Source organism: Pseudomonas lini (genome assembly GCF_964063345.1).
GTDB lineage: Bacteria > Pseudomonadota > Gammaproteobacteria > Pseudomonadales > Pseudomonadaceae > Aquipseudomonas > Aquipseudomonas lini_B.
This window is the reverse complement of record NZ_OZ061318.1, coordinates 642,959-665,569: the sequence shown is the minus strand read 5'-3', so window position 1 is coordinate 665,569 and position 22,611 is coordinate 642,959. Positions and strand designations below refer to the sequence as shown.

Here is a 22,611-nt window from a genome sequence, read left to right as displayed (position 1 = left end):
AAATTCCTCACTGGGCAGCGAACTGCATTTCCGGGACGTGGTCAGGCACGATCAGTTTACCAGCGGTCTTGGCGACGATTTCCTCGACGCTGACGCCCGGCGCGCGCTCTTTGAGAATGAACGCACCGTCCTGGATCTCCATGTAGGCCAGGTCGGTCAGCACGCGTTTGATGCAACCGGCGCCGGTCAGCGGCAGGCTGCAACGCGACAGCAGTTTCGACTCGCCGTCCTTGGAGGCGTGGGTCATGGTGACGATGATGTTGTCCGCACCGGCCACCAGGTCCATCGCGCCACCCATGCCCTTGACCAGTTTGCCGGGGATCATCCAGGAAGCGATGTTGCCTTCGACGTCCACTTCAAACGCGCCCAGCACGGTCAGGTCGATGTGGCCGCCGCGAATCATCGCGAACGATTCGGCGGACGAGAAAATCGACGCGCCGATACGTGCGGTCACGGTTTGTTTGCCGGCGTTGATCATGTCGGCGTCGACTTCGGCGTCGGTCGGAAAGGCGCCCATGCCGAGCAGGCCGTTTTCCGATTGCAGCATGACTTCCATGCCTTCAGGGATGTAGTTGGCGACCAGGGTCGGGATGCCGATGCCGAGGTTCACGTAGTAGCCGTCTTGCATTTCGCGGGCGACGCGCTGAGCCATTTGTTCGCGGGAAAGTGCCATTGTTGTTATTCCTTCATTCGGTCCGGGGGCAGGGGATCACTTACGCACGGTGCGCTGTTCGATGCGCTTTTCGAACGTGCCGCAAATGACCCGGTCGACGTAGATGCCAGGGGTATGGATCTGCGACGGGTCCAGCTCGCCGGGTTCGACGATTTCTTCGACTTCGACCACGGTGATCTTGCCGGCGGTGGCGGCCAGTGGGTTGAAGTTCTGGGCGGTGTGGCGATAAACCACGTTACCGAAGTGGTCGGCTTTCCAGCCTTTGACGATGGCGAAGTCACCGGTGATGGACTCTTCCATCAGGTACTGGCGGCCCTTGAATTCGCGGACTTCCTTGCCGTCGGCCACCGGAGTGCCGACGCCAGTGGCGGTGAAGAACGCCGGGATGCCGGCACCGCCTGCGCGCATTTTCTCGGCGAGGGTGCCTTGAGGGGTCAGGTCGACTTCGATTTCACCGCTTAGCAGTTGCTTCTCGAACAGCGCGTTTTCGCCGACGTAGGAGGCCACTACCTTGCGGATCTGCCGGTCTACCAGCAGCACACCGAGGCCGAAACCGTCGACGCCGCAATTGTTGGAGACCACGGTGAGATCACGCGTGCCGCGGTGCTGGATCTCGGCGATGAGGTTTTCCGGAATCCCGCACAGGCCGAAGCCGCCGGAGATTACGGTCATGCCGTCTTCAAGACCTGCCATCGCTTCCTCGTAGGAATACACGCGCTTGTCGAACCCTGCCATATGCACCTCTTTTATTCTTTGTGGGCGGCTGGCTAGCCGGATGAGGAGGGAGTGTCTCGCCGGAGGATTTATTTGTTAAGTTGATTTTTAAGGTTTATTGATAGATAAAACTCACTAATGCATAGGAGCTGCCGAAGGTTGCGATCTTTTTGATCTTCAGCACCTTTAAGGGCGCCGGAGATCAAGATCAAAAGATCGCAGCCTTCGGCAGCTCCTACATTGAGCGGCGGTGGTTCGCCGAACGCGCGCAGACATTGAAGTTACGTTGGAGACAGTGGTCATGACCGTCAAACAGATCCGCGCATTCCTGGCCGTGGCCCAGAGTTTGAGTTTTGCCGTGGCGTGCGAGCGGCTGCACCTGTCCCAGTCGGCGTTGAGCCTGACCATCAAGGCGCTGGAGGAGGGCTTGGGCGGGCGCTTGTTCACGCGCAATACCCGCAACGTCGCACTGACCGCCGAAGGCGAATCGTTGCTGCCGCTGGCTCGTCGGTTGATCGCGGACTGGGACAATGCCGAGGATGAATTGCGCCAACGCTTCACCCTCCAGCGCGGCCGCGTGACCCTGGCGGCGATGCCGTCGTTTGCTGGCAACTTGCTGCCGCCGATCCTCAAGACCTTTCGCGCGCGTTATCCCAAGGTCAACGTCACAGTGAACGACGTGATCAACGAGCAAGTGCTGGAAATGGTCCGCGACCGTCAGGTGGAGTTGGGCGTGGCGTTCGAACCGACCCAGAGTTCGTCGCTGGAATTTACCCCGTTGTACATCGACCGGTTTGTGGCGGTGGTGCCACTCGATTCACCGCTGGCGGAACTGGACGACATTGATTGGCAGACCTTGCTCAAGGAACCGTTCATTACCTTGCAGCGACCATCGACGGTGCGGGTGATGCTCGAAGAGCACTTGCAAGCACGCGGCATGAAGTTGCCGGTGGAGTTTGAAAGCCATCAATTGGCGACAGTCGGGCGGATGGTGGCCAGCGGATTGGGTGTGAGCGCGGTGCCGGCGTTGTGTGCCGGGCAGATGCGCGAATTGGGCGCGCGTTGCATTACCCTGCGCGATCCGGTGGTGGAGCGGGCGATCGGGGTGCTGACGACGGGACATGAACTGTCGGCGGCGGCGCAAGCGTTGTTCGATATTCTCAAGGCTGAAAATCTTGGCGAGCGCCTCTCCACGCAATAAGTGTGGGAGCGGGCTTGCCCGCGATGGCGGTGTGTCAGGCGACATCCATGTTGACTGTACCGGCCCCTTCGCGGGCAAGCCCGCTCCCACAGGAATGGGTTGGCGGGATCACTCCTTACTTACGCGCCTCCAGTATCAGGTTAAACGGCGTTTCCGTGGCCCGCCGGAACTGGGTGAATCCGGCCTCGGTAAAAACCTTGCGCAACCGTGCCTCACCCGCTTGGGCACCGAGCCCGAGGCCGACTTCCTGGGACAATGAGTTGGGTGTGCAGATAAAGGTCGAGGCGGCGTAGAACAGTCGTCCCACCGGGGTGGTGTTGGCATCGAGCGTGTCGTTGGCGAAGGGCTCTACCAGCAGCACCGAGCCGTCGGGCTTGAGCGATTCATAGGCATGTTTTGCGGCGCCGACCGGGTCACCCATATCGTGCAGGCAGTCGAAATAGCAGACCAAGTCATAGTCGTCGCCCGGATAGCTCTTGGCGGTGCCCTGGAAGAACCGCGCCCGGCCTTCCACACCACCTTCTTCGGCGCGCTGGGTGGCGACGGTGACCGAAGGCGCGTGGTAATCGAAACCGACGAACCGCGAATTCGGAAACGCCTGGGCCATGATCACGGTCGAGGCGCCATGGCCGCAGCCGATGTCCGCCACTTTCGCGCCGGCTTCCAGTTTGGCGACTACCCCCTCGAGGGCCGGCAGCCATTCGCTGACCAGATGCGCCTTGTAACCTGGGCGGAAGAATCGCTCGGTGCCGCTGAACATGCACGGATGGTGATCGCCCCAGGGCAGGGCGCCGTTGCCGCGCATGGCATTGACCAGTTTGTCTTTGTCATGGAAAAACGATGCGACCACGCCGATACCGCCGGCCACATAGACCGGTGAATCTTCGATCGCCAGCGCCAAAGCTTGCTCTTCGGGCAGGCGGAACTGGCCGTCGCGGTGTTCCATGTAACCGGAGGCGGCGTGGGCGCTGAGCCATTCACGCAGCAGACGGGTGTTGCAGCCGGTTTTCTCGGCGAGTGCTTCGGGGGTAACTGGCTGGCTGTCGGCCATGGCCCGGTACAAGCCAAGTTCTTCGCCGAGGATGACGTTGGCGAGCATCGCCGCGCCGCCCATGTCGTTTACCAGTTTGCCCATGAAATCATTGAGTTTGGCCTCGTCCATCATGTGTGCTCCTTCAGCAGGATCACGGTCCAGAGGCATTGTTTGTCGAGGCATGCACCTTTGGGCGGTGATCGTGGGAATGAACAGGACGATAACCGCGTCCTGGCTCCCTTATGGGGGTAATCAACAAGTCTAGTTCGTGTATCCCACTGTATCTGACTGCCTGTCCGATACAGTGGCCTGAGAGGAGCGGGGTTGGTGAACACAGACCCGACACACCACGGCGCTTGACTGGGCCTGCCGGCCGGCACTGAGTTTTCAGACGCTGGAGACCGGAATCCAGGATGAGATCGACACCATGCAGACTCCCCTCACATCAGCGAAGGCGACCGTCGGGCTAGGCTTGCGCCGCGGTTTAATGAAGGATCTTCAAGCGGCCCCGGTGGGCGCTTTCGACTTCCTGGAAGTCGCGCCGGAAAACTGGATTGGCATCGGCGGCGCTCACGGCGCGGCGTTTCGCGCCCTGGCCGAGCGCTATCCGTTGTCTTGTCACGGCTTGTCCTTGTCTTTGGGCGGGCCGGCGCCGCTGGACGTCGGGTTCCTGCAGGAAGTGCGGGTTTTTCTCGATCACTACAAAGTGCCGCTGTACAGCGAACACCTGAGCTACTGCAGCGATGACGGGCATCTTTACGATTTGCTGCCGTTGCCGTTTACCGAAGAAGCGGTGCATCACGTTGCCGCTCGAATTTGGCAGGCACAGGACATTCTCGGTCGACGCCTGGTGGTGGAAAACGTCTCCTACTACGCCGCGCCGCAGCAGGACATGGACGAACTGACGTTCACCAACGCGGTGCTTCAAGAAGCCGATTGCGACCTGTTGCTGGACGTCAACAATGTCTACGTCAACTCGATCAATCACGGCTTCGATCCGCAGACGTTTCTGGCCGGCATCGACGCGGGGAGGGTGGTTGCCATGCATGTGGCGGGACACTTCGATGAATCCGACACGCTGAAGATCGACACCCATGGCGCCTCGGTCAAACCGGTGGTGTGGTCGTTGTTGGCCGAGGCGTATGGGCGGTTTGGTGTGCAACCGACGCTGCTGGAACGGGATTTCAACTTTCCGGTGTTCTCTGAATTGGTGAGTGAATTGCAGACCATTCGCCGCCTGCAAGGTGAGAACCGTGGATAAGCCGAGTTTGTATCAACAGCAAGACACATTGACTCGCTACCTGCGTGACCCCGACCACAACGCGCCGCCCGCCGGGATGGACGTGGCACGGGCGCAGGTTTATCGAGATCTGGTGTTTTCGAATCTGTCGTCGTTGCTCAGCGGGACTTTTCCGGTGCTGGTGAAGATATTGGGTGACGGTGAGTGGCGTTCTCTGGTGCGGATCTTCCTGCGGGACTACCGCGCTCAAACGCCGAAATTCGGCGAGATCGCCCAGGAATTTGTCGAGTTCCTCGCCTCTGAGCCGTTGGCGTTGAGCGATGGAACGTGGCCGCCATTCATGGTCGAGCTGGCGCATTACGAATGGGTCGAGATGGCGTTGCAACAATCCGACGCGGAGCCGTTGCCGGCCAGCGATGCCGCATTGCTGCTGGATCAACCGTTGCAGGTTTCGCCGCTGGCCTGGCCGTTGGCGTATGGCTGGCCGGTGCAGTTGCTGGGGCCGGATTATCGGCCGGACTCGCCGCCCGTTCAGCCGACGTTGCTGTTGGTTCGTCGGGCCGAGGACTGGAGTGTGCGCTTCTGCGAACTAAGCCCGTTGGCGTGGCGGTTGTTGCAGCGGATCGAAGCGTTTCCTCAGCTCACTGGCCGAGCGCAGCTGGAAGGGTCGGCAGCGGAGGCTGGAATGGTGGGGGCGCTGGAGTTTATCGACAGCGGATTGGTGTTGTTGCGGCAGATGCACGGGGAAGGGGTGATCGGCACGCATCAATTGTAGGAGCGAGCGGTGCGGCGATCCGACTTGTCTGCGATGGCGGAGTGTCAGCCAACATGGATGCTGGATGTGCTGGCCTCATCGCGGGCAAGCCCGCTCCCACAATGGATTTATGGTGTTGCCGGTTTCTGGTGGATATGGCTACCTGATCGAGCGCAACCTCCCAAACACCCACGACCCCTGTGGGAGCGGGCTTGCCCGCGATGGCGGAGTGTCAGCCAACATGGATGCTGGAAGTGCTGGCCTCATCGCGGGCAAGCCCGCTCCCACAATGGATTTATGGTGTTGCCGGTTTCTGGTGGATATGGCTACCTGATCGAGCGCAACCTCCCAAACACCCACGACCCCTGTGGGAGCGGGCTTGCCCGCGATGGCGGAGTGTCAGCCAACATGGATGCTGGATGTGCTGGCCTCATCGCGGGCAAGCCCGCTCCCACAATGGATTTATGGTGTTGCCGGTTTCTGGTGGATATGGCTACCTGATCGAGCGCAACCTCCCAAACACCCACGCCCCCTGTGGGAGCGGGCTTGCCCGCGATGGCGGAGTGTCAGCCAACATGGATGCTGGATGTGCTGGCCTCATCGCGGGCAAGCCCGCTCCCACAATGGATTTATGGTATTGCTGGTTTGTGGTGGATATGGCTACCTGATCGAGCGCAACCTCCCAAACACCCACGACCCCTGTGGGAGCGGGCTTGCCCGCGATGGCGGAGTGTCAGCCAACATGGATGCTGGATGTGCTGGCCTCATCGCGGGCAAGCCCGCTCCCACAATGGATTTATGGTGTTGCCGGTTTCTGGTGGATATGGCTACCTGATCGAGCGCAACCTCCCAAACACCCACGACCCCTGTGGGAGCGGGCTTGCCCGCGATGGCGGAGTGTCAGCCAACATGGATGCTGGATGTGCTGGCCTCATCGCGGGCAAGCCCGCTCCCACAATGGATTTATGGTGTTGCCGGTTTCTGGTGGATATGGCTACCTGATCGAGCGCAACCTCCCAAACACCCACGACCCCTGTGGGAGCGGGCTTGCCCGCGATGGCAGAGTGTCAGTCAACATGGATGCTGGAAGCGCTGGCCTCATCGCGGGCAAGCCCGCTCCCACAATGGATTTATGGTGTTGCCGGTTTCTGGTGGATATGGCTACCTGATCGAGTGCAACCTCCCAAACACCCACGACCCCTGTGGGAGCGGGCTTGCCCGCGATGGCGGAGTGTCAGCCAACATGGATGCTGGAAGTGCTGGCCTCATCGCGGGCAAGCCCGCTCCCACAATGGATTTATGGTGTTGCCGGTTTGTGGTGGCATGGCTGCCTGACTGAGCGCAGGTCCCTCAAACACCCACGACTCCTGTGGGATATTGAGTGTTATTGAGTCGCCGGCAACTTGAGCTCCGCACATAACCCACCGCCCTCGCGATTGCTTAATCTCAACGACCCGCCAATCGCCAGCGCCAATTGTTGCGCAATTGCCAACCCCAAACCGGTCCCTCCCGTACTGCGATTACGCGAATTCTCCACGCGGTAGAACGGCTCCATCACTTGCGCCAATTCCTCTTCGGCAATCCCCGGCCCATGGTCCATCACCTTCACCGACAAGCTGCCATCAGCCTTCGTTTCCACCCACAGCTCTGCCGCGCCGGCGAATTTCAGCGCGTTGTCTATCAGGTTCACCAGCACCCGTCGCAAGGCATGCGGCCGGGTGTTAATCACGGTTGCGCTTTTGCCGTCGAGCTGCACGTCTTTACCCATATCCTGATAGTCGAACACCAGGCTATCGAGGAATGAATCCAGATCAGTACGACGACTTTCCTCGGTGGCACCATGGATGCTGCGGGCATAGGCCACGCCTTCGCGCACCAGGTGTTCCATCTCGCCGAGGTCGTTCCACAGTTTGTCTTTCTCGCTGGAGTCATCCATGAATTCGGCGCGCAGTTTCATGCGCGTGATTGGAGTTTGCAGGTCGTGGGAAATTGCCGCCAACAGTTGCATGCGCTCCTTGAGATACGCCGCAATGCGCGCCTGCATCGCATTGAAGGCCCGGGCGGCGTAGATGACTTCGCTCGGGCCTTTTTCGTCCAGGTGCACGGCGTGGGTGTTGGGGTCGAGAGTTTCCACCGCTTGGGCGAGGCGGGTGAGCGGGCGGATCGCGATTCTCACGGCCAGCCAGGTGCAGGCAATCATCAGCACCAGTTGTCCCAGCAATACCGCTGGCAACCACGGCGACAACGGCACCATCTTAGGCCGCACATCAAGGGTGACGGGGCTGCCGTCCTTCAATTTCAGGTGAGCCTGGAAGTGTTTCTTCGGGCCTGGGATGTCGGTAAAAGTCAGCGGGTAATCATGGCCGATGGCGTCTTGAATCGAGGTCACTGCAATCGGTACATCGCTGGCTGCCATCGGCGTGCCCGGCGAGCCTTCATTCAGCAGATAGCTGTAGTTGGTGCGCTCCAGACGCTGCAGCCAGTTCACACGCTCATCGGCGGGCAAACGGTCGAGGATGGCGAGGGAGGTCGAGACGTCGGTTTCCAGATTGCCCAACATCGTGTTTTTCGCACTTTCGTAGCGCTCGTAGTACTGAGCGCCAAAGGACAGCGCCTGGGCGAGGATCAGGCCGATCAGGAAAATCAGTGACAGCCGCGAGGCCAGCGTGCGGGGCCAGTGCAGCGCAAGATTCATGACGGCGCACCGAGCACTTCCACCGGCAGGGAAAACACATAGCCTTCACTGCGCACGGTCTTGATGTAGGCCGGTTCCCGGGCATCGTCCAGCAGGCGCTGACGCAAGCGGCTCACCAGCAAATCGATGGAGCGGTCGAACAGATCGGCATCGCGGCCTTGAGTCAGGTTGAGCAATTGGTCGCGATTGAGCACCCGCTGAGGATGATCGAGGAACACCCGCAGCAGGCGATATTCCGCGCCGCTGAGGGCGACCATGGTGCCGTCCTCATCCAGCAGATGCCGGGCCGAGGTGTCCAGGCGCCAGCGACCGAATGCCAGCAGGCGACCGCTTTCGGTAATCACCAGGTTCGGCGGCAGCATCCGCGTGCGTCGCAGCACAGCGTTGATACGGGCGAGCAATTCACGGGCGGCGAACGGTTTTACCAGGTAATCGTCGGCGCCCATTTCCAGGCCGATGATGCGGTCGGTTTCATCGTTGCGAGCGGTGAGCATCAGCACCGGCGTGGCTTTGTGTTTGCCTGCGCGCAACTCGCGGCAGAGCACCAGGCCATCGTCGCCCGGCATCATGATGTCGAGCACGATCAGGTCCACCGGCGTGGACTCCAGAAACGAGCGCATCTGCCGTCCATCCGCTACCACGGTGGTGCGCAGGCCGTTCTTTTTCAGGTAGTTGCCTACCAGTTCCCGGATCTCGCGGTCATCGTCCACGATGAGAATGTGATCGACGTGTTCCATGGTGACCAAGCCTCTTGAATGGGAGTTGTCACGCAGTCTATCGAGCCTTGGCCCGCTCGCCTGCCGTCGATTGTATTGCAGTGTATCTGGAGTATCGGCGGATACACGGGGACGCAAAAAGCAGCCGATTTCAGGGCGATGTTGTTCACTTAAGCGCGACTCTTCAGTCAAGCCTACCTTTGTGGCGAGCGAGCTTGCTCGCGTTGGGCTGCGTAGCGGCCCCAAAGATCTGATAACAATCGCCGATTTTTGTGAGTGCTACGCACTCAAGCGGGAGCAAGCTCCCTCGCCACAGGTTTCTCACGGACTCAAGACTAGCATTGCGATTTCGGGCGTTTTGTATCGCTGTGTATCGCAAGCAGGCACAGATACACAGCGATTTACCCGCGCCTGTTCTGGACACAGACGAGATACCTCGCGGGTTTCAAATAGGTTCCATCGAGGCAAACCCAAACCGCCTCGCTCAATCAACGATTGACCTATTGAAGCTCTGAGGAAACCACCATGAACACCAAAGCCGTCTACGCCGCCTGCCTGTTTGCTGCCTTGAACATCTGCACTTTGTCGGCCCGCGCCGAAGCCGATGTAACCCCTCAAACCTACACCTACGGCACGCACCTGGACATCCAGAAAGTGCTGTCGATGAAACAGGACGCCACACCTGCCTGCGGGATTGTGAATGCCCGGATGACCTACCTGGATTCCCAAGGAAAAACCCAGGTTCTGGATTACAGCAAATTCGCTGACGGCTGCAACGAAGGCAACTGAGTCCTTCGACTCCCCATTGCCCATCCCCTTTGAAACAGGAAGAACATCATGAACAACGTCACCCGCTTTTTGACCGCCATCGTTTTCTCCGTAGCTGGCGCCGCCGCCCATGCCAACGCCGCGGTTGAACAAAATACCTGTGGCAGCAGCACCTGCTTCCAACTGACTCCGCTGCTGACTGAGGATGGTTCGAGCCGCACGCCGCAAGGGCAACTGGTCGCAGAGAATGGCTACAGCCGCACGCCACAGGGCCAGCAGTTGGACAACCAGGCGGCTTGAAGCCAGCCACTGTTCCTATGAACTCAACATTTCCAGTGTGGGAGCGAGCCTTTGTGGCGAGGGGGCTTGTCGGAACGCCGCATCGCCCCGTTCGCCTGCGAAGCAGTCGTGAACCGGTCACTGCTTTCTAATTCAAGATCGCGGTGGCTGATTTCAGGGGTGCTTCGCGCCCCAACGGGGCGATGCGGCGTTCCGACAAGCCCCCTCGCCACAAAGGCTCGCTCCCACATGGATCGTATCTCAAGGTGATCCCCATGTTTCTCATCGCTTTCCTGGGCGGCATTTTGACTGTCCTCAGCCCCTGCATCCTCCCGGTCGTGCCGTTTCTGTTTGCCGGTGTTAAACGCACGCGTTCTTCGATCCTGCTCACCCTCGGCGGCATGGCCCTGACTTTCGCCCTGATCTCCAGCCTGGCCGTGGTCAGCAGCGATTGGGTGGTACAAGCCAACAACACTGGCCGCCATGTGGCACTGATTGTGATGGTGCTGTTCGCCCTGTCGCTGATCTCCGCACGGGTCGGCGGTTGGCTGGCGCGCCCGTTCGTGCTGTTGGGCAATCGCCTCGATCCCGACACTCGCAAAATGTCTGGCCCGTTAGGCTCGGTGATGATCGGCGTCGCCACCGGTCTGCTCTGGGCGCCGTGTGCCGGGCCGATCCTCGGGGTGATTCTCACCGGCGCGATGCTGCAAGGCGCCAACGCTCAGACCAGTCTGCTGCTGGTGGCGTACGGCCTGGGCAGCGCGTTGTCCCTGGGCACTTTGATCTTCGCCGGTCGCGGCCTGGTCAATCGCTTGAAACCGTCGATTCCGCTCACCGGTTGGCTGCGTCGCGGCACGGGGGCTGCGGTGTTGGTCGCCGCAGCCGTTATCTCCACCGGCGCTGACAACAAGCTGCTCGCCAGCACCTCATCCGAAGGCGTCACCACGGTTGAACAGCACGTGCTGGAAACCGTACCGAAAGTGGTCGATTACTTCATCAGCAAGGTCAAGGCCGACTCGACCATGGACGCGGCCAAAGGCGCGATGCCGTCACTTTCCGGCGCAGTCGAATGGCTCAACTCGCCAGCGCTAAGTAACGATTCCCTGCGCGGCAAAGTGGTGCTGGTGGACTTCTGGACATACGACTGCATCAACTGCCAGCACACCTTGCCCTACGTGAAGGACTGGGCGAAGAAATACGAGAAGGACGGCCTGGTCGTAATCGGCGTGCACACCCCGGAGTACGGTTACGAACGCATCATTGACAACGTCCGCGATCAGGTGAAAAAACTCGGTATCACCTACCCGGTGGCGATCGACAACAACTACGCGATCTGGCGCGCCTTTGACAACCAGTACTGGCCCGCTCATTACCTGATCGATGCCAAGGGCCAGGTGCGTTACACCCACTTTGGTGAGGGCCGCTACGAGACTCAGGAACAGATGATTCGGCAACTGCTGGAAGAGGCCAAAGCGCCTGCCGCATAACCGTTCATCAATGGCTCACAGGTCCCTCACCATGAGCCATTGGTCTTTTTCCCAAGCCTGAAAGCGCTCCAGTACCGTCCACCCGCGTCTGGTGTAGTAGGCGCTCTGGTCGTGGGTGTGCAGGTAGATCCTCGCTACACCATTTTCCTTGGCCTTTGCGCATATCCCTTCGATCAAACGCTCGGCCAATCCTTTTCCCCTCGCTTCGGGTGTGATGAACACACAGGCCAGCCAAGGGCCCAGGTCAGGCCGTTGAGCCAGATCGGCCATGGCCAGCGCAGCGCCACCCAGCAGTTGATCTCCGTCCTGGGCGATCAAGCATTGCCAGCGGCCATTGGTTTGGCCGTCAGCGAATTCCCGTTGCCAGTGAGGCAAGGGCTGGTCGGCGTATTCGTAGTCGAACTGCTGGTGAATCCATGAGGCAAAGGTGTCGCTGTGGTGCATATGGTGGGCGAGCCAGTCCAGTCGAGGCATGGGGAATCCTTTCCAAAAGTCGGTGGCTTATAAGAGCTGATTCATGGCGTATCGGCAATCCGGGCACTTGGGTGTTAATGCGTCGTTACAGATAGGTGACCATGCATCGGAGAATGCCATATTTCGTGAGCTCTCCGGACGATCGGCAGGACGTCGGCGTATCCGGGAGCGATAGTTTGTGGACGACGGGATCATTGTTGACCCTGTCATCACCATCAAGAAAAGGAAGTTGCCATGCCTAAATACATTATTGAACGCGAGCTTCCGGGTGCCGGCGGACTGCCACAACAAGAGCTCAAAGCGATTTCGCAAAAATCCTGCGATGTATTGCGCGAGATGGGGCCAGAGGTGCAGTGGTTGGAGAGTTACATCACTGGCGACAAGATTTACTGCGTGTACATCGCGCCGAACGAGGGACTGATCAGGGAGCACGCCAAAAAGGGTGAATTTCCCATCAACAGCGTTTCCCGGGTCATGAACATCATCGATCCCACCACGGCGGAGTGAACCGGGACGCGTTCCAACCCGCAACGGAGCAGACTTCATGAGCACACCCATTGACCTCACTGCCCTGAAAAACCGTCAAATGGCCACGTGGGCCAGCGGCGACTACACCGTGATCGGCACCACCTTACAGATCGTCGGTGAACAACTGGCCGAAGCCTGCGACTTGCTCTGTGATGAGCAGGTGCTGGACGTCGCCGCCGGCAACGGTAACGCAACGCTCGCCGCTGCGCGCCGGGGCTGCAAGGTCACGTCCACTGACTACGTGGCCAAGCTGCTTGAACGCGGCGAAGACCGCGCACGGGCGGAACATCTGGACGTGACTTTTCAGGTGGCCGATGCCGAGGACTTACCGTTCGAGGACGCCAGTTTCGATGCCGTGCTTTCGACCTTTGGTGTGATGTTTACGCCGGATCAGCCCAAGGCTGCAGCGGAACTGGCGCGGGTGTGCCGCCCTGGCGGGCGGATCGGCCTTGCCAACTGGACGCCTGAAGGCTACATCGGCCAGGTATTCAAGACCCTGGGCCGCCACATGCCGCCACCGCCGGGAGCGCAACCACCTTCGAACTGGGGCACCGAAGCCTGGTTAAACTCGCACTTCGACCAGCGCGACTTCCAGCTCCAGGTGACGCGGCGGTTGTTCAACTTCCGCTATCGCTCGGCCGCGCACTGGATCGACACCTTCCGTACCTGGTATGGGCCGGTTCACAAGGCCTTTGCGACCCTGCCACCCGAAGAGGGCGCGGCCCTGGAAAACGACCTGACCGAACTGCTGAATCGCCTGAACCGGGCGGGGGAACGGTCGCTGGTGGTGCCCAGTGAATACCTGGAGGTGGTGATTACACGGCGTTGAATTGAAAACGCAAAACACTTGTGGGAGCGAGCCTTTGTGGTGAGGGAGCCTTTGTGGCGAGGGGGCTTGCCCCCGTTCGGCTGCGAAGCAGTCGCAAAGCTTTTAGGGCCGCTTCGCGACCCAACGGGGGCAAGCCCCCTCGCCACAGATGTCCATCACCACAGCAGTCCGTTCCCACAGAGGTATGTGATTTAGCCGGCGCAATTACTCATCCAGCCGCTCGGTGTACACCACCCACACACTGCACGGCATTTTGTACAGCAGATGCTCCACTGTGCTGCCGATCAACCGGCCCATGCCGCGATGGCCGACCCGGCCCATGACAATCACGTCGACGTCATAAGTATCGGCATAGCGGGTCAGCACTTTGGTCGGGCTGCCCATGAGCATGTGCCGTTGCTCCGGGGCGATGCCATTGCGCGCGGCCAAATCGTTGAAGGCATCCTCCTGGAAGTCGAACAGGGTCTTGGCCTTGTCCGAGGCGAAAAACGCCGAACCGTTTTCGAAGCTGAACTCGTCCGAGCTGATAGACGAAAGGTCATAGGCGTAGACCACGTCGAGCTCGGCATTGCAGGCGCTCGCCAGTTTTGACGCTTCGTGAAGGATCCGGTCGTTGAAGCTTTTGTAGTGATCATCACGATGGAACGGATCGACCGCGGCGACAATCTTGCGCGGCAACGCATGAATGGCATGGCTGACGAAGTGCAGCGGCACCGGGCATTCGCGCAGCAAATGCACGTCGAGAGGGGTAAACACCAGCCGCGACAGCCGTGATTGATGTTCCAGCGCCTTGATCAGCACGTCCATCGGCTGCTCTTTGAGGTGAGTCAGGATTTCCTCCAGCGGATTTTCGACCCAAACCACCTCGGTGGTGACGTGCACACCGATCTTGCGCAAGGGACGGGCCTGGTCCTCAAGCCACTGACGGTGGCGCTCGACGTACCCCAGACGCATCTGCTCCAGAGCCTTTTCATTGACCATGCCGGCGGTCGCCAGGCCTTCCAGATAGTCGAAAGCCACGATGTGCAAGGCCGCATCCTCAGCCTTGGCCAGCGCGGCGGCCCGGTCGAAGGCAGGGCTGTGTTCCATCAGGGGCGAGGCGACCAGCATGAAACGTGCTTGACCAGACATGACAAACCTCCCGTGGGTAAACGAGCAGACGACGGTCGTTTAATACATCTCAATCCCTTGATTATTGACCATGATCAGTCTCTGGGGTGCTTGGTCGCTCGAACGGGCCGTGCGAAGCAGAGCACTGCTCGGAATCGGCGGTGTTCATGCGATGGGTATTGCGCCGACGTTCTAATGTGTGCGGGCTTGCCCGCGATGACGGAGTATCAGGCAACATTTCTATCGACTCAAAGACCGCCTTCGCGAGCAAGCCCGCTCCCACAGGGGATTTTGGGTGTTTACCCTATCTAGACAACCTTCGCGCCCCGTGCCTCCAGCAACTCCCGTAATACGGAACGGTGGCAGTGCGCCTCTTCCTCGCAATAACACCCCAAAGCCAGCGACGTTTGATGGGAGAGGGCGGCCAGCAGGTCGAGCATCTGGCTGGGCGCGGGATGGTTCATCTCGGCCTTGAATTTGCGCTTGAAGGCTCCCCAGGCTTTGGCATCGTCCGCCGCTTTGGCTTCGGCCACCAACTCGGGGCTGGGGGACAGCAGCGGTTGCCACACATCGTAGAAATCCCGGCTGGCAAACTCGGCCTTCGGCACACCCCGAGGCGGGCGGCGTACCGTGCCCAGGCGCAGGCCTTCATTCGCGGTGCGGGGGGAGCCGAGTTGGACGATGTGGATGGGCATGATTGCAATGCCTATTTGAGCCGCGAGCTGTCGAACCACTCCAGCGCCGTGCGCCAGAAGCAGATCCCCAGGAAGTACGCCGACATCAGCAGCCACAAACCCATCACCAGCGGATTGATGACCGGGTGGTTGACCACCAGCGACAAGCTGCACAGCAGCCAGATGGCTGTCACGGCAATGTTGATCGGCATGAACCGCCGCACGCGGAACGGGTGCAGGAATTTCATTCGGGTCACGGTCAGCAGCGCCAGGCCGATGACGGTGAGCAAGGTAATCCACGGCGATGGGTCGATGATGTACAGGCACAGCGCAACGACGTTCCACGCGGCGGGGAAGCCCTGAAAGTAATTGTCCTTGCTCTTCATATTGACGTTGCAGAAGCAAAACAGAGACGACACCAGAATCAGCGACACGCTCAGCAGCAGGGTGTAGTCCGGCAACGGGATGTAACGATAGATGAACAGTGCCGGGATAAACACATACGTCAGGTAGTCAATCACCAGGTCGAGGATCGAACCGTCGAAACTCGGCAGCACCGACTGCACGTTCACCTTGCGCGCCAGCGCGCCGTCCAGACCGTCGACGATCAGCGCCACGCCCAGCCATAGCAGGCAATTGGTGGGCTGATTCTCCAACAAGGCGAGGGTCGCGAGGAAGGCTGTGACCACGCCAGTGGCGGTAAAACCATGGGCGCCCCATGCTTTGAGCCTGGCAATGTGTACAGTGGATATCACGGGGGCGTTCTCCAGAAAGTGAAGCAGCCAATTATCACCCTCTGGTTGAGGGCGTCGGCAAACCGGGTCGGGTTGCAGGTATCGACCGGATTTTTGGGAATAAGGTTCACCACCCTTGAATCTTAGCCGCCGCGCAAAAAAATACCCCGGAAATAATCCGGGGCACTTATCGAGCGTTTGACCGATGTCGAGACGGGCGGTCAGCTCAGCGAGGGGTGGAACACGCGCAGTCGATGGTTATCCGGGTCAAGCGCGACGAAGGTGCGACCGAAGTCCAGCTCTGTCGGTGCTTGCGCCATGGTCAGCCCAAGCGCGCTCCAATCGGCAAACAGTGCATCGACCTGCTCGGCGGACTCCACCGGGAACGCCAGCTCGGTCCCGCCGCCCGTCGCTTGCGCTGCCGGTTCGGCGGTGTGCCGTGACCAGAGCCCCAGTTTGTAGCCGCCCTCCAGGACAAACAGCGCGAAGGTCGGTGACTCTTCCACGGGCTTGCGCTCCAGCAGAAACTCATAGAACCGCGCACTGACGGCGGGGTTTTCCACGAAAAGCAAAATATAACGGGGAGTGATCATAGGGGCTGCTCCATTCAAGGTGGGCGCAGCATAAAAGGAGGCGGTGTCAGTTTCTGTCAGGAGTGTGAAGGGCAAGGGCAACACCCATGACGTCAGTCAGACGGAGTTGGCGGAATGTCTGGCGAAGACTATCGTTGCCTGACTGAGTTTCTGCCCACTAATGAGGACGTCGTCATGAACACCAGCGATTTGCTTGAGCAATTACTGCGGGCCGGCCAGGGCTCGCAGTCGCAACAAAGTGGCGGTGCGGCGTCAGCTCAAGGAGGTTTGGGCGATCTTGGCGGGTTGCTGGGTGGTCTGTTAGGGCGCGGCGCGGGTGCCGGTGCGGGCGGTGGAGGCTTGGGTGGTTTGCTCGGTGGTCTGCTGGGCGGCAATTCACCCATCGGTCGTTCGACCCAGACACGTTCGGGCGGCACCAATTATGCGGCATTGGCTTCTTTGGGGATGATGGCGTTCCAGGCGTATCAGGCCTGGCAACGCAGCCAGGCCTCGGCACCGCAACAGGCACCGCGCACCGTTGACCTGTTGTCTGGCCCGGAAATCGAAGACCACAGCCACGCCATCCTGCGTGCCTTGATCGCCGCCGCCAAGGCCGATGGCCGCATCGATGATGCCGAGAAACACATGATCAGCACCGAAATCGGCCGCCACACCGACGATCCGCAACTGCAGCAATGGCTCGATGACGAAGTCGCCCGGCCGCTGGATGCCGCCGATGTGGCGCAGTCCGCCCAGGATCCGGGCATGGCCGCCGAGATGTACCTTGCCAGCGTGATGTTGGTGGACGATCAGCAGGACGCCGAGCGCAATTATCTGGATGAATTGGCCGCTGCGTTGAAGATCGATCCAGAGTTGCAGGTGCACCTGGAGCAGCAGGCCAAGGGCGGTGCTGCCTGAGCGTTCCCCTGCGATCTTTTGATTTTCAGCAGTTTCGAACATACCAAAGATCAAAAGATCGCAGCCTGCGGCAGCTCTTACGTGTGTTCTGATGATTTCGGCAGCAGAAATGTAACGCCGAAGCCTTCAGATATCTCCAGTATCCGAGGCAGGTCTTCAGGCACTTTGAGCTGATCCAACGCCGCAAAAAACTGACCGCCACGCGGATCGGAAACCACGCCAATGATTTTCGCGGTGGGGCTGATGTTCTTGTAAGCATGGATCGCCCCAGCGGGGATGTGTACGTAACCCCCGGTCGAGACGATGGTGGATTGACCCGCGACCGTCACTTTGATCTGCCCATCGATGACGTAGAACGCTTCGTCCCAAGGGTGAAAGTGCAGCGGTGGCCCGCCACCTTGCACACCTTCCTGGATGTGCATTTCAAAGGGTTTGGTCGGATCGTCACCGGCAAGAATAGTGATTGTCTCTCCAACAACTTTGACCGGCGCGGGCGTTTTCCCGGCTTCGATGACGTGAACCGTTCGCATGATTTGCTCTCCGAGGCATGAATCCCTCTGCGCTGAGTATATTCACTGCGCCGCGAACAAGTGCCCTAACACCGATCCGTCTGTCCGGGCAATTTCAACGGCGATGGAATTTTCTTCCAGGCCTGTCGCTCTGCTGATGTAGAACCTGCCCACTCAGCGTTCGGCAACGAGCATCAGCCATGAACAAGAACCTGGACGATTACAACCGCATGCGCGATTTCTCGGCGACCTCGGAACCGGCCGCCGCCAAACGCTCGGGCAAAAAAACGGCGAAGGATCATGCGTTGCAATTCTGCATTCAGAAGCATGACGCCTCCCACCTGCACTATGACTTCCGCCTGGAACTCGACGGTGCGCTGAAAAGTTGGGCGGTGCCGAAGGGGCCGTCGCTGGACCCCAAGGTCAAGCGCCTGGCCATCCATGTCGAGGACCATCCACTGGATTACGCCACGTTCGAGGGCACCATTCCCGAAGGGCATTACGGCGCCGGCGATGTGATCGTCTGGGATCGTGGGGTGTGGATTCCCCTGGACGATCCGGCCAAGGCGTACACCAAGGGCCGGCTGAAATTCGAGCTGAAAGGAGAGAAGCTTGGCGGTCTGTGGAACCTCGTGCGCACGCACATGCCGGGCAAGCAGGAACAATGGTTTTTGATCAAGCATCAGGACAGCGCCGCCAGACCCGACAGCGAATACGACGTGGTCGCCGCCGAGCCGGACAGCGTGCTCAGCGACCGCACCATCGTGGAAAAAAAGCACGGAGCTAAAGAAACCAAACCGATCAAAAAAGCCCCTGGCAAGGCGCGCAAGGAAAAGTCGACACAACTGACGGGCGCGCGCAAAGCCAGGCTACCGGAGCTGCTCAAACCCGAACTGGCGACGCTGGTCGAATCCGCGCCGACCGGCGAATGGAGCTATGAGATCAAGTTCGACGGCTACCGGGTCATGGCGCGCATCGATCACGACGAGGTCAAACTCTTCACCCGCAATGGTCACGACTGGACCCACAAATTGCCCGGGCAAGCCGAGGCACTGGCAGCGCTGGGCCTGGAGTCGGCCTGGCTCGACGGCGAAATGGTGGTGGCCAACGAGCAGGGCGTTCCGGATTTTCAGGCATTGCAAAACGCGTTCGATTCCGGCCGAAGTGGCAGCATCGTTTACTACCTGTTCGACTTGCCCTACCTCAATGGCGTGGACCTGCGCGAAGTGCCTGTCGAGGAGCGCCGGGCGGCGCTGGCGACCGTGCTCAAGCTCAATGAGAATCCGCTGTTGCGATTCTCCGACGCCTTCGGCGAATCCCCTGAGGCGTTGCTCAACAGTGCTTGCGAAATGAAGATGGAAGGGCTGATCGGCAAACGCCTGGGCTCGCCTTACGTGTCTCGGCGCACCAGTGACTGGATCAAACTCAAGTGCAAGCATCGGCAGGAATTCGTTGTGGTCGGCTTCACCGATCCCAAAGGCGCACGCAGTGCTTTTGGCGCACTGTTGCTGGGATTGCACGACCTCGACAGCGGTGAGTTGCGTTATGCCGGCAAGGTGGGCACCGGGTTCAACGAGGCGACTCTCAAGCGTATTTACGAACAGTTGAAACCGCTGCAGACGAAAAAACCGTCGGTGGTCAATCCGCCTAGCGGTTTTGAAGCCAAGGGTGTGCATTGGCTCAAACCCACACTGTTGGCAGAAGTGGCCTTCGCCGAAATGACCAAGGACGGCTCGGTGCGCCACGCCGTGTTCCATGGTTTGCGTGATGACAAGCCAGCCAAAGAAATTACCGAGGAGCTGCCGAAAACCGTGAATACTTCAGCCTCGAAAACATCAGCCTCGAAAACCGCCGCACCAAAGTCCGCGGCAAAGAAGAAATCCGTCGCCGAGAAACCTGACACCGCCGAGCCAAAAAACGCCCAGTCGACTGTCGCGCCGTCGCAGATCGGCCTGGCCAGCGGCAAGGTGCGCATCACGCACCCGGACCGGGTGATCGACGTCAGCAGCGGCACCACCAAGATGCAACTGGCGGAGTACTACGCCAGCATTGCCGAATGGATTCTGCCGCAACTCAAGGACCGGCCGGTGGCGCTGGTGCGCGCGCCGGACGGCATCGCCGGCGAACTGTTCTTTCAGAAAAACGCCGAGCGCCTGGCCATTCCGGGGATTGTTACCCTGGACAAGGAACTGACGGGCCAACCGGTGATGATCATCAACAACGCCAAAGCGCTGATCGGCGCGGTGCAGATGAGCACGGTGGAACTGCACACCTGGAACGCCACGTCAGTCGATCTGGATAAACCCGATCGCTTCGTCCTCGACCTCGACCCGGACCCGGCGCTGCCCTGGAAAAGCATGATCGAAGCGACCCAGCTAACCCTCACAGTGCTGGATGAACTGGGGCTCAAGGCGTTTCTCAAAACCAGCGGCGGCAAGGGGATTCACCTGGTGGTACCGCTGACCCGAAAACAGGGGTGGGACGAGGTCAAGGACTTCAGCCACGCGATTGTCAGCCACATGGCCAAATTACTGCCGGATCGCTTTTCTGCGGTGTCCGGACCGAAAAACCGCGTCGGGCGGATCTTCATCGACTACCTGCGCAACGGTCTGGGCGCCACCACTATTTGCGCCTACGCCGTGCGCACCCGCGAAGGGCTGCCGGTGTCGGTGCCGATCTTTCGGGAGGAGGTGGTCGAGCTCAAGGGTGGCAATCAATGGAACGTGCACAATGTACATGAACGCTTGGCCGAGATCGGTGATGAACCCTGGGCCGAGCTGAAGAAAACCCGGCAGACGATTACTGCCGAAATGCGCCGGCGGGTCGGGATGAAAAAGTAATGATACTGAACCTGTGGCGAGGGAGCTTGCTCCCGTTGGACTGCGAAGCAGTCCCCCTCTTTTTGGGGATAAGAGGGGCCGCTTCGCGGCCCAGCGGGAGCAAGCTCCCTCGCCACAGGTTGCTCATCGCTTGTTCTGTCTCTTAACTGACTGGCATTGGGGCAAGCCCCCTCACCACAGGCTCGCCGTCTCGACGACTATTGCTTGCCGAGCGCGGCAGCCAGCAGCGGAGCCGCCTGTTCATCGGTCAATGCGGCGTGGACTTCCATGCTCATGAGGTCGCTCCATTCCAGCACCCACTTCTGAATCGACACCGGATCATCGGCTTCTGCAATGCCAAAACCACTCGAGCCGCCGACGGCATGCCAGCGCCCCAGCATCTTGACGCCTGCGGGTGGCGCGCCACCGGTCTTGAGAAAACGTTCGATCGCGCTATTACGATGTTGCGGGCTGATGGACCAACGGACGATGAATAACATCTGCCACCTCCTGCTACGGATTGGCACCATTATTTTCGCGTACCTGGCTGGCGCCGGGGCCACGGTCACGCTTGTGTTTCCAGCTTCATCCTGGCTGGCCTGAAACCCTTTCTCCCATGAAAAGGCATAGCAGCGGCCCGCGTTTTGCGTACGACCGCTGATCCTCTTTCAGGCATCTGAAATGAACATATCGGGATAACAGTGCAAACCATCAGGCATCACGTAGCAAGTCGTTGGCATTGAGCAGCTCGTAGGCAATCTCCGGGCGCTTCTCCAACCCGCGGCGAATCGCCGCCGGAATCGACTGACGGGTTTTGCGACACAGGCCCGGCAATTCGCCGAGGGTGATGTTGATGCCGCGCATGGTGCGCACTTCATTGAAGCCCGGGACGATCTCCACGCGCAGACCCAACTGCTCAAACATCCGGTGTTGCAGACGCTCCAGATCGCTCAGGCTCTGGAGATTTTCCAGGCGTTCGATCAGGCGCTTCTCCTCCGACCGGGTCAGGCTCAGGATGCGCAAATCCGCGCCGGGGGTTTCCAGCAACGGCTCACGCTCGCAGATGCAGGCCCCGGGCGGGCAGGGTTGGCGGATCGGAAGAGAGGTCGTCATGGGGTTCAATCATAGAGCGCTATGATCGGGTTTGCCCATGGGGTTGTGGTGCCGTTGAGCGCGATGTCGACATCCCGGGCTTGCTGGCCTTGGCTGGGTTTATCGCGGATCTTGTATTTCGTACCAGGACGCTTTCGAGGATACACAGGCATGTTTCTGCTTTTTAGCCAGTAATGGCGTATCCAGCGTACCTGCTGCGACCGAAATCCAGTCCGGAAACGATCCTTTCGAATCAGACCAGAACAGCGAGGAGCCACAGTTGGAGCAGAACTGTCGCGTTACGCCTTCGGACGATTGATAACCCTTGAGCGTCTCTGCGCTGGTCATGATCGAAACCGCTGACCTGGGGGCGCTGGCATACGTCGCGAAGGCTGCTCCATGTCCCTTTCGGCATTGGCTGCAATGGCAATGGGTGACGGCTTTCAGCTCAGTTGACACCTGATACTTCACCGCCCCGCATAGGCAGCTACCTTGGTGAAACCCATCCATGTTCATCGTTCCCCGGATTTTGATCGCGCTACTTTAGATGGGAGGGTGGGGTTTGGGGAATGGGCTGAATTCACAACCCAAAGAGGACAGTTCGCAGAAAGTGCAAAGCAAATGGTTACGTGCTTTTTACTGGGGCTCCAGCTCCGACCACAAAGGGCTGCGTCGGATACCCATCATTAACGTTCCGTAGTCTTCAAATTTACTGACATTGACTTCATCTTGGCTTTTCCAGGTCGCTTCACACTCCTCGCAGACCCACAGCAAAATATGCGTAGAGCGGAT

The 22,611-nt window shown here is 59.7% G+C and carries 24 protein-coding genes; 10 read left to right on the top strand and 14 right to left on the bottom strand.

The window, feature by feature from the left end:
• Window positions 1-7: 7 nt before the first annotated feature.
• Both AB3226_RS03040 and AB3226_RS03035 read right to left on the bottom strand, forming a co-directional pair.
• A complete protein-coding gene (locus AB3226_RS03040) occupies window positions 8-673 on the bottom strand; it encodes a CoA transferase subunit B (protein WP_367371957.1) in 666 nt (221 codons plus the stop codon).
• 36 nt (window positions 674-709) lie between these two features.
• Complete coding sequence (locus AB3226_RS03035; protein ID WP_367371956.1) at window positions 710-1,408, bottom strand: CoA transferase subunit A; 699 nt, start codon at window positions 1,406-1,408, stop codon at window positions 710-712.
• Window positions 1,409-1,688: 280 nt separating this feature from the next.
• On the opposite strand from AB3226_RS03035, the gene AB3226_RS03030 reads away from it, so the two are divergent.
• Complete coding sequence (locus AB3226_RS03030) at window positions 1,689-2,588, top strand: LysR substrate-binding domain-containing protein (protein ID WP_367371955.1); 900 nt, start codon at window positions 1,689-1,691, stop codon at window positions 2,586-2,588.
• A 115-nt stretch (window positions 2,589-2,703) separates the two neighbouring features.
• On the opposite strand, the gene AB3226_RS03025 is transcribed toward AB3226_RS03030, so the two are convergent.
• Window positions 2,704-3,750, bottom strand: a complete 1,047-nt coding sequence (locus AB3226_RS03025; protein ID WP_367375742.1) for a class I SAM-dependent methyltransferase — start codon at window positions 3,748-3,750, stop codon at window positions 2,704-2,706.
• A gap of 298 nt (window positions 3,751-4,048) precedes the next feature.
• Here AB3226_RS03025 and AB3226_RS03020 point away from each other — a divergent pair, with 298 nt between their 5' ends.
• On the top strand, window positions 4,049-4,882 hold the full coding sequence (locus tag AB3226_RS03020; protein ID WP_367371954.1) for a DUF692 domain-containing protein: 834 nt from the start codon (window positions 4,049-4,051) through the stop codon (window positions 4,880-4,882).
• On the top strand, window positions 4,875-5,636 hold the full coding sequence (locus tag AB3226_RS03015) for a DUF2063 domain-containing protein (RefSeq protein ID WP_367371953.1): 762 nt from the start codon (window positions 4,875-4,877) through the stop codon (window positions 5,634-5,636). Before AB3226_RS03020 ends, AB3226_RS03015 begins: the two co-directional genes overlap by 8 nt.
• Window positions 5,637-6,999: 1,363 nt before the next feature.
• On the opposite strand, the gene AB3226_RS03010 is transcribed toward AB3226_RS03015, so the two are convergent.
• Window positions 7,000-8,310, bottom strand: coding sequence for an ATP-binding protein (locus AB3226_RS03010; RefSeq protein ID WP_367371952.1), 1,311 nt, complete (start codon window positions 8,308-8,310; stop codon window positions 7,000-7,002).
• Window positions 8,307-9,047 carry a response regulator gene (locus AB3226_RS03005; protein WP_007896007.1) on the bottom strand — a complete coding sequence of 247 codons (741 nt, stop codon included), beginning with the start codon at window positions 9,045-9,047 and terminating at the stop codon, window positions 8,307-8,309. Before AB3226_RS03005 ends, AB3226_RS03010 begins: the two co-directional genes overlap by 4 nt.
• Window positions 9,048-9,551: 504 nt before the next feature.
• Between AB3226_RS03005 and AB3226_RS03000 the strand changes: the two genes are divergently transcribed.
• The 3 genes from AB3226_RS03000 (at window position 9,552) to AB3226_RS02990 (ending at window position 11,560) form a co-directional block, all read left to right on the top strand.
• Window positions 9,552-9,815 carry a DUF2790 domain-containing protein gene (locus AB3226_RS03000; RefSeq protein WP_048394907.1) on the top strand — a complete coding sequence of 88 codons (264 nt, stop codon included), beginning with the start codon at window positions 9,552-9,554 and terminating at the stop codon, window positions 9,813-9,815.
• A 48-nt stretch (window positions 9,816-9,863) separates the two neighbouring features.
• Entirely contained in the window at window positions 9,864-10,094 is a 231-nt protein-coding gene (locus AB3226_RS02995) for a hypothetical protein (protein WP_367371951.1), read from the top strand.
• A gap of 254 nt (window positions 10,095-10,348) precedes the next feature.
• Entirely contained in the window at window positions 10,349-11,560 is a 1,212-nt protein-coding gene (locus AB3226_RS02990; protein WP_367371950.1) for a cytochrome c biogenesis protein DipZ, read from the top strand.
• Window positions 11,561-11,575: 15 nt separating this feature from the next.
• Here the strand turns inward: AB3226_RS02990 and AB3226_RS02985 are convergent, their stop codons facing one another.
• The gene (locus AB3226_RS02985; protein ID WP_367371949.1) at window positions 11,576-12,034 is read right to left on the bottom strand and encodes a GNAT family N-acetyltransferase; all 459 of its coding nucleotides are present in this window, start codon (window positions 12,032-12,034) and stop codon (window positions 11,576-11,578) included.
• A 234-nt stretch (window positions 12,035-12,268) separates the two neighbouring features.
• On the opposite strand from AB3226_RS02985, the gene AB3226_RS02980 reads away from it, so the two are divergent.
• On the top strand, window positions 12,269-12,541 hold the full coding sequence (locus AB3226_RS02980; RefSeq protein WP_305449244.1) for a DUF4242 domain-containing protein: 273 nt from the start codon (window positions 12,269-12,271) through the stop codon (window positions 12,539-12,541).
• Between the two features lie 37 nt (window positions 12,542-12,578).
• Window positions 12,579-13,391: a class I SAM-dependent methyltransferase gene (locus AB3226_RS02975; protein WP_367371948.1), complete on the top strand. Its 813-nt coding sequence runs from the start codon at window positions 12,579-12,581 to the stop codon at window positions 13,389-13,391.
• 204 nt (window positions 13,392-13,595) lie between these two features.
• Here the strand turns inward: AB3226_RS02975 and AB3226_RS02970 are convergent, their stop codons facing one another.
• The 4 genes from AB3226_RS02970 to AB3226_RS02955 form a co-directional block, all read right to left on the bottom strand.
• On the bottom strand, window positions 13,596-14,522 hold the full coding sequence (locus AB3226_RS02970; protein ID WP_367371947.1) for a universal stress protein: 927 nt from the start codon (window positions 14,520-14,522) through the stop codon (window positions 13,596-13,598).
• A 287-nt stretch (window positions 14,523-14,809) separates the two neighbouring features.
• Window positions 14,810-15,196 carry a DUF488 domain-containing protein gene (locus tag AB3226_RS02965; protein ID WP_367371946.1) on the bottom strand — a complete coding sequence of 129 codons (387 nt, stop codon included), beginning with the start codon at window positions 15,194-15,196 and terminating at the stop codon, window positions 14,810-14,812.
• Between the two features lie 11 nt (window positions 15,197-15,207).
• The gene (gene pcsA / locus AB3226_RS02960; RefSeq protein WP_367371945.1) at window positions 15,208-15,930 is read right to left on the bottom strand and encodes a phosphatidylcholine synthase; all 723 of its coding nucleotides are present in this window, start codon (window positions 15,928-15,930) and stop codon (window positions 15,208-15,210) included.
• A gap of 200 nt (window positions 15,931-16,130) precedes the next feature.
• Window positions 16,131-16,502, bottom strand: a complete 372-nt coding sequence (locus AB3226_RS02955) for a VOC family protein (RefSeq protein WP_123359919.1) — start codon at window positions 16,500-16,502, stop codon at window positions 16,131-16,133.
• 114 nt (window positions 16,503-16,616) lie between these two features.
• Between AB3226_RS02955 and AB3226_RS02950 the strand changes: the two genes are divergently transcribed.
• Entirely contained in the window at window positions 16,617-17,399 is a 783-nt protein-coding gene (locus AB3226_RS02950) for a tellurite resistance TerB family protein (RefSeq protein WP_367371944.1), read from the top strand.
• Between the two features lie 77 nt (window positions 17,400-17,476).
• Here AB3226_RS02950 and AB3226_RS02945 read toward each other — a convergent pair whose 3' ends face one another.
• Window positions 17,477-17,929: a cupin domain-containing protein gene (locus tag AB3226_RS02945; protein ID WP_367371943.1), complete on the bottom strand. Its 453-nt coding sequence runs from the start codon at window positions 17,927-17,929 to the stop codon at window positions 17,477-17,479.
• Between the two features lie 179 nt (window positions 17,930-18,108).
• Between AB3226_RS02945 and ligD the strand changes: the two genes are divergently transcribed.
• Entirely contained in the window at window positions 18,109-20,748 is a 2,640-nt protein-coding gene (ligD, locus tag AB3226_RS02940; RefSeq protein WP_367371942.1) for a DNA ligase D, read from the top strand.
• Between the two features lie 197 nt (window positions 20,749-20,945).
• On the opposite strand, the gene AB3226_RS02935 is transcribed toward ligD, so the two are convergent.
• The 3 genes from AB3226_RS02935 to AB3226_RS02925 form a co-directional block, all read right to left on the bottom strand.
• Window positions 20,946-21,227, bottom strand: a complete 282-nt coding sequence (locus AB3226_RS02935) for a DUF3303 domain-containing protein (RefSeq protein WP_367371941.1) — start codon at window positions 21,225-21,227, stop codon at window positions 20,946-20,948.
• A gap of 211 nt (window positions 21,228-21,438) precedes the next feature.
• Window positions 21,439-21,840, bottom strand: a complete 402-nt coding sequence (locus tag AB3226_RS02930; RefSeq protein WP_367371940.1) for a hypothetical protein — start codon at window positions 21,838-21,840, stop codon at window positions 21,439-21,441.
• Between the two features lie 99 nt (window positions 21,841-21,939).
• Window positions 21,940-22,329 carry a GFA family protein gene (locus AB3226_RS02925; protein ID WP_367371939.1) on the bottom strand — a complete coding sequence of 130 codons (390 nt, stop codon included), beginning with the start codon at window positions 22,327-22,329 and terminating at the stop codon, window positions 21,940-21,942.
• Window positions 22,330-22,611: the final 282 nt, after the last annotated feature.

Coding starts and splice junctions, on each gene's coding strand:
- AB3226_RS03010 (WP_367371952.1), bottom strand. CDS start 8,310: ATGAATCTTGCGCTGCACTGGCCCCGCACGCTGGCCTCGCGGCTGTCA.
- AB3226_RS02980 (WP_305449244.1), top strand. CDS start 12,269: ATGCCTAAATACATTATTGAACGCGAGCTTCCGGGTGCCGGCGGACTG.
- AB3226_RS03000 (WP_048394907.1), top strand. CDS start 9,552: ATGAACACCAAAGCCGTCTACGCCGCCTGCCTGTTTGCTGCCTTGAAC.
- AB3226_RS02930 (WP_367371940.1), bottom strand. CDS start 21,840: ATGACGACCTCTCTTCCGATCCGCCAACCCTGCCCGCCCGGGGCCTGC.
- AB3226_RS02990 (WP_367371950.1), top strand. CDS start 10,349: ATGTTTCTCATCGCTTTCCTGGGCGGCATTTTGACTGTCCTCAGCCCC.
- AB3226_RS02985 (WP_367371949.1), bottom strand. CDS start 12,034: ATGCCTCGACTGGACTGGCTCGCCCACCATATGCACCACAGCGACACC.
- AB3226_RS02975 (WP_367371948.1), top strand. CDS start 12,579: ATGAGCACACCCATTGACCTCACTGCCCTGAAAAACCGTCAAATGGCC.
- AB3226_RS02965 (WP_367371946.1), bottom strand. CDS start 15,196: ATGCCCATCCACATCGTCCAACTCGGCTCCCCCCGCACCGCGAATGAA.
- AB3226_RS02925 (WP_367371939.1), bottom strand. CDS start 22,329: ATGGATGGGTTTCACCAAGGTAGCTGCCTATGCGGGGCGGTGAAGTAT.
- AB3226_RS03005 (WP_007896007.1), bottom strand. CDS start 9,047: ATGGAACACGTCGATCACATTCTCATCGTGGACGATGACCGCGAGATC.
- AB3226_RS03040 (WP_367371957.1), bottom strand. CDS start 673: ATGGCACTTTCCCGCGAACAAATGGCTCAGCGCGTCGCCCGCGAAATG.
- AB3226_RS02995 (WP_367371951.1), top strand. CDS start 9,864: ATGAACAACGTCACCCGCTTTTTGACCGCCATCGTTTTCTCCGTAGCT.
- AB3226_RS02935 (WP_367371941.1), bottom strand. CDS start 21,227: ATGTTATTCATCGTCCGTTGGTCCATCAGCCCGCAACATCGTAATAGC.
- AB3226_RS03035 (WP_367371956.1), bottom strand. CDS start 1,408: ATGGCAGGGTTCGACAAGCGCGTGTATTCCTACGAGGAAGCGATGGCA.
- AB3226_RS02970 (WP_367371947.1), bottom strand. CDS start 14,522: ATGTCTGGTCAAGCACGTTTCATGCTGGTCGCCTCGCCCCTGATGGAA.
- AB3226_RS02945 (WP_367371943.1), bottom strand. CDS start 17,929: ATGCGAACGGTTCACGTCATCGAAGCCGGGAAAACGCCCGCGCCGGTC.
- AB3226_RS03025 (WP_367375742.1), bottom strand. CDS start 3,750: ATGGACGAGGCCAAACTCAATGATTTCATGGGCAAACTGGTAAACGAC.
- AB3226_RS03020 (WP_367371954.1), top strand. CDS start 4,049: ATGCAGACTCCCCTCACATCAGCGAAGGCGACCGTCGGGCTAGGCTTG.
- ligD (WP_367371942.1), top strand. CDS start 18,109: ATGAACAAGAACCTGGACGATTACAACCGCATGCGCGATTTCTCGGCG.
- AB3226_RS02955 (WP_123359919.1), bottom strand. CDS start 16,502: ATGATCACTCCCCGTTATATTTTGCTTTTCGTGGAAAACCCCGCCGTC.
- AB3226_RS03030 (WP_367371955.1), top strand. CDS start 1,689: ATGACCGTCAAACAGATCCGCGCATTCCTGGCCGTGGCCCAGAGTTTG.
- AB3226_RS02950 (WP_367371944.1), top strand. CDS start 16,617: ATGTCTGGCGAAGACTATCGTTGCCTGACTGAGTTTCTGCCCACTAAT.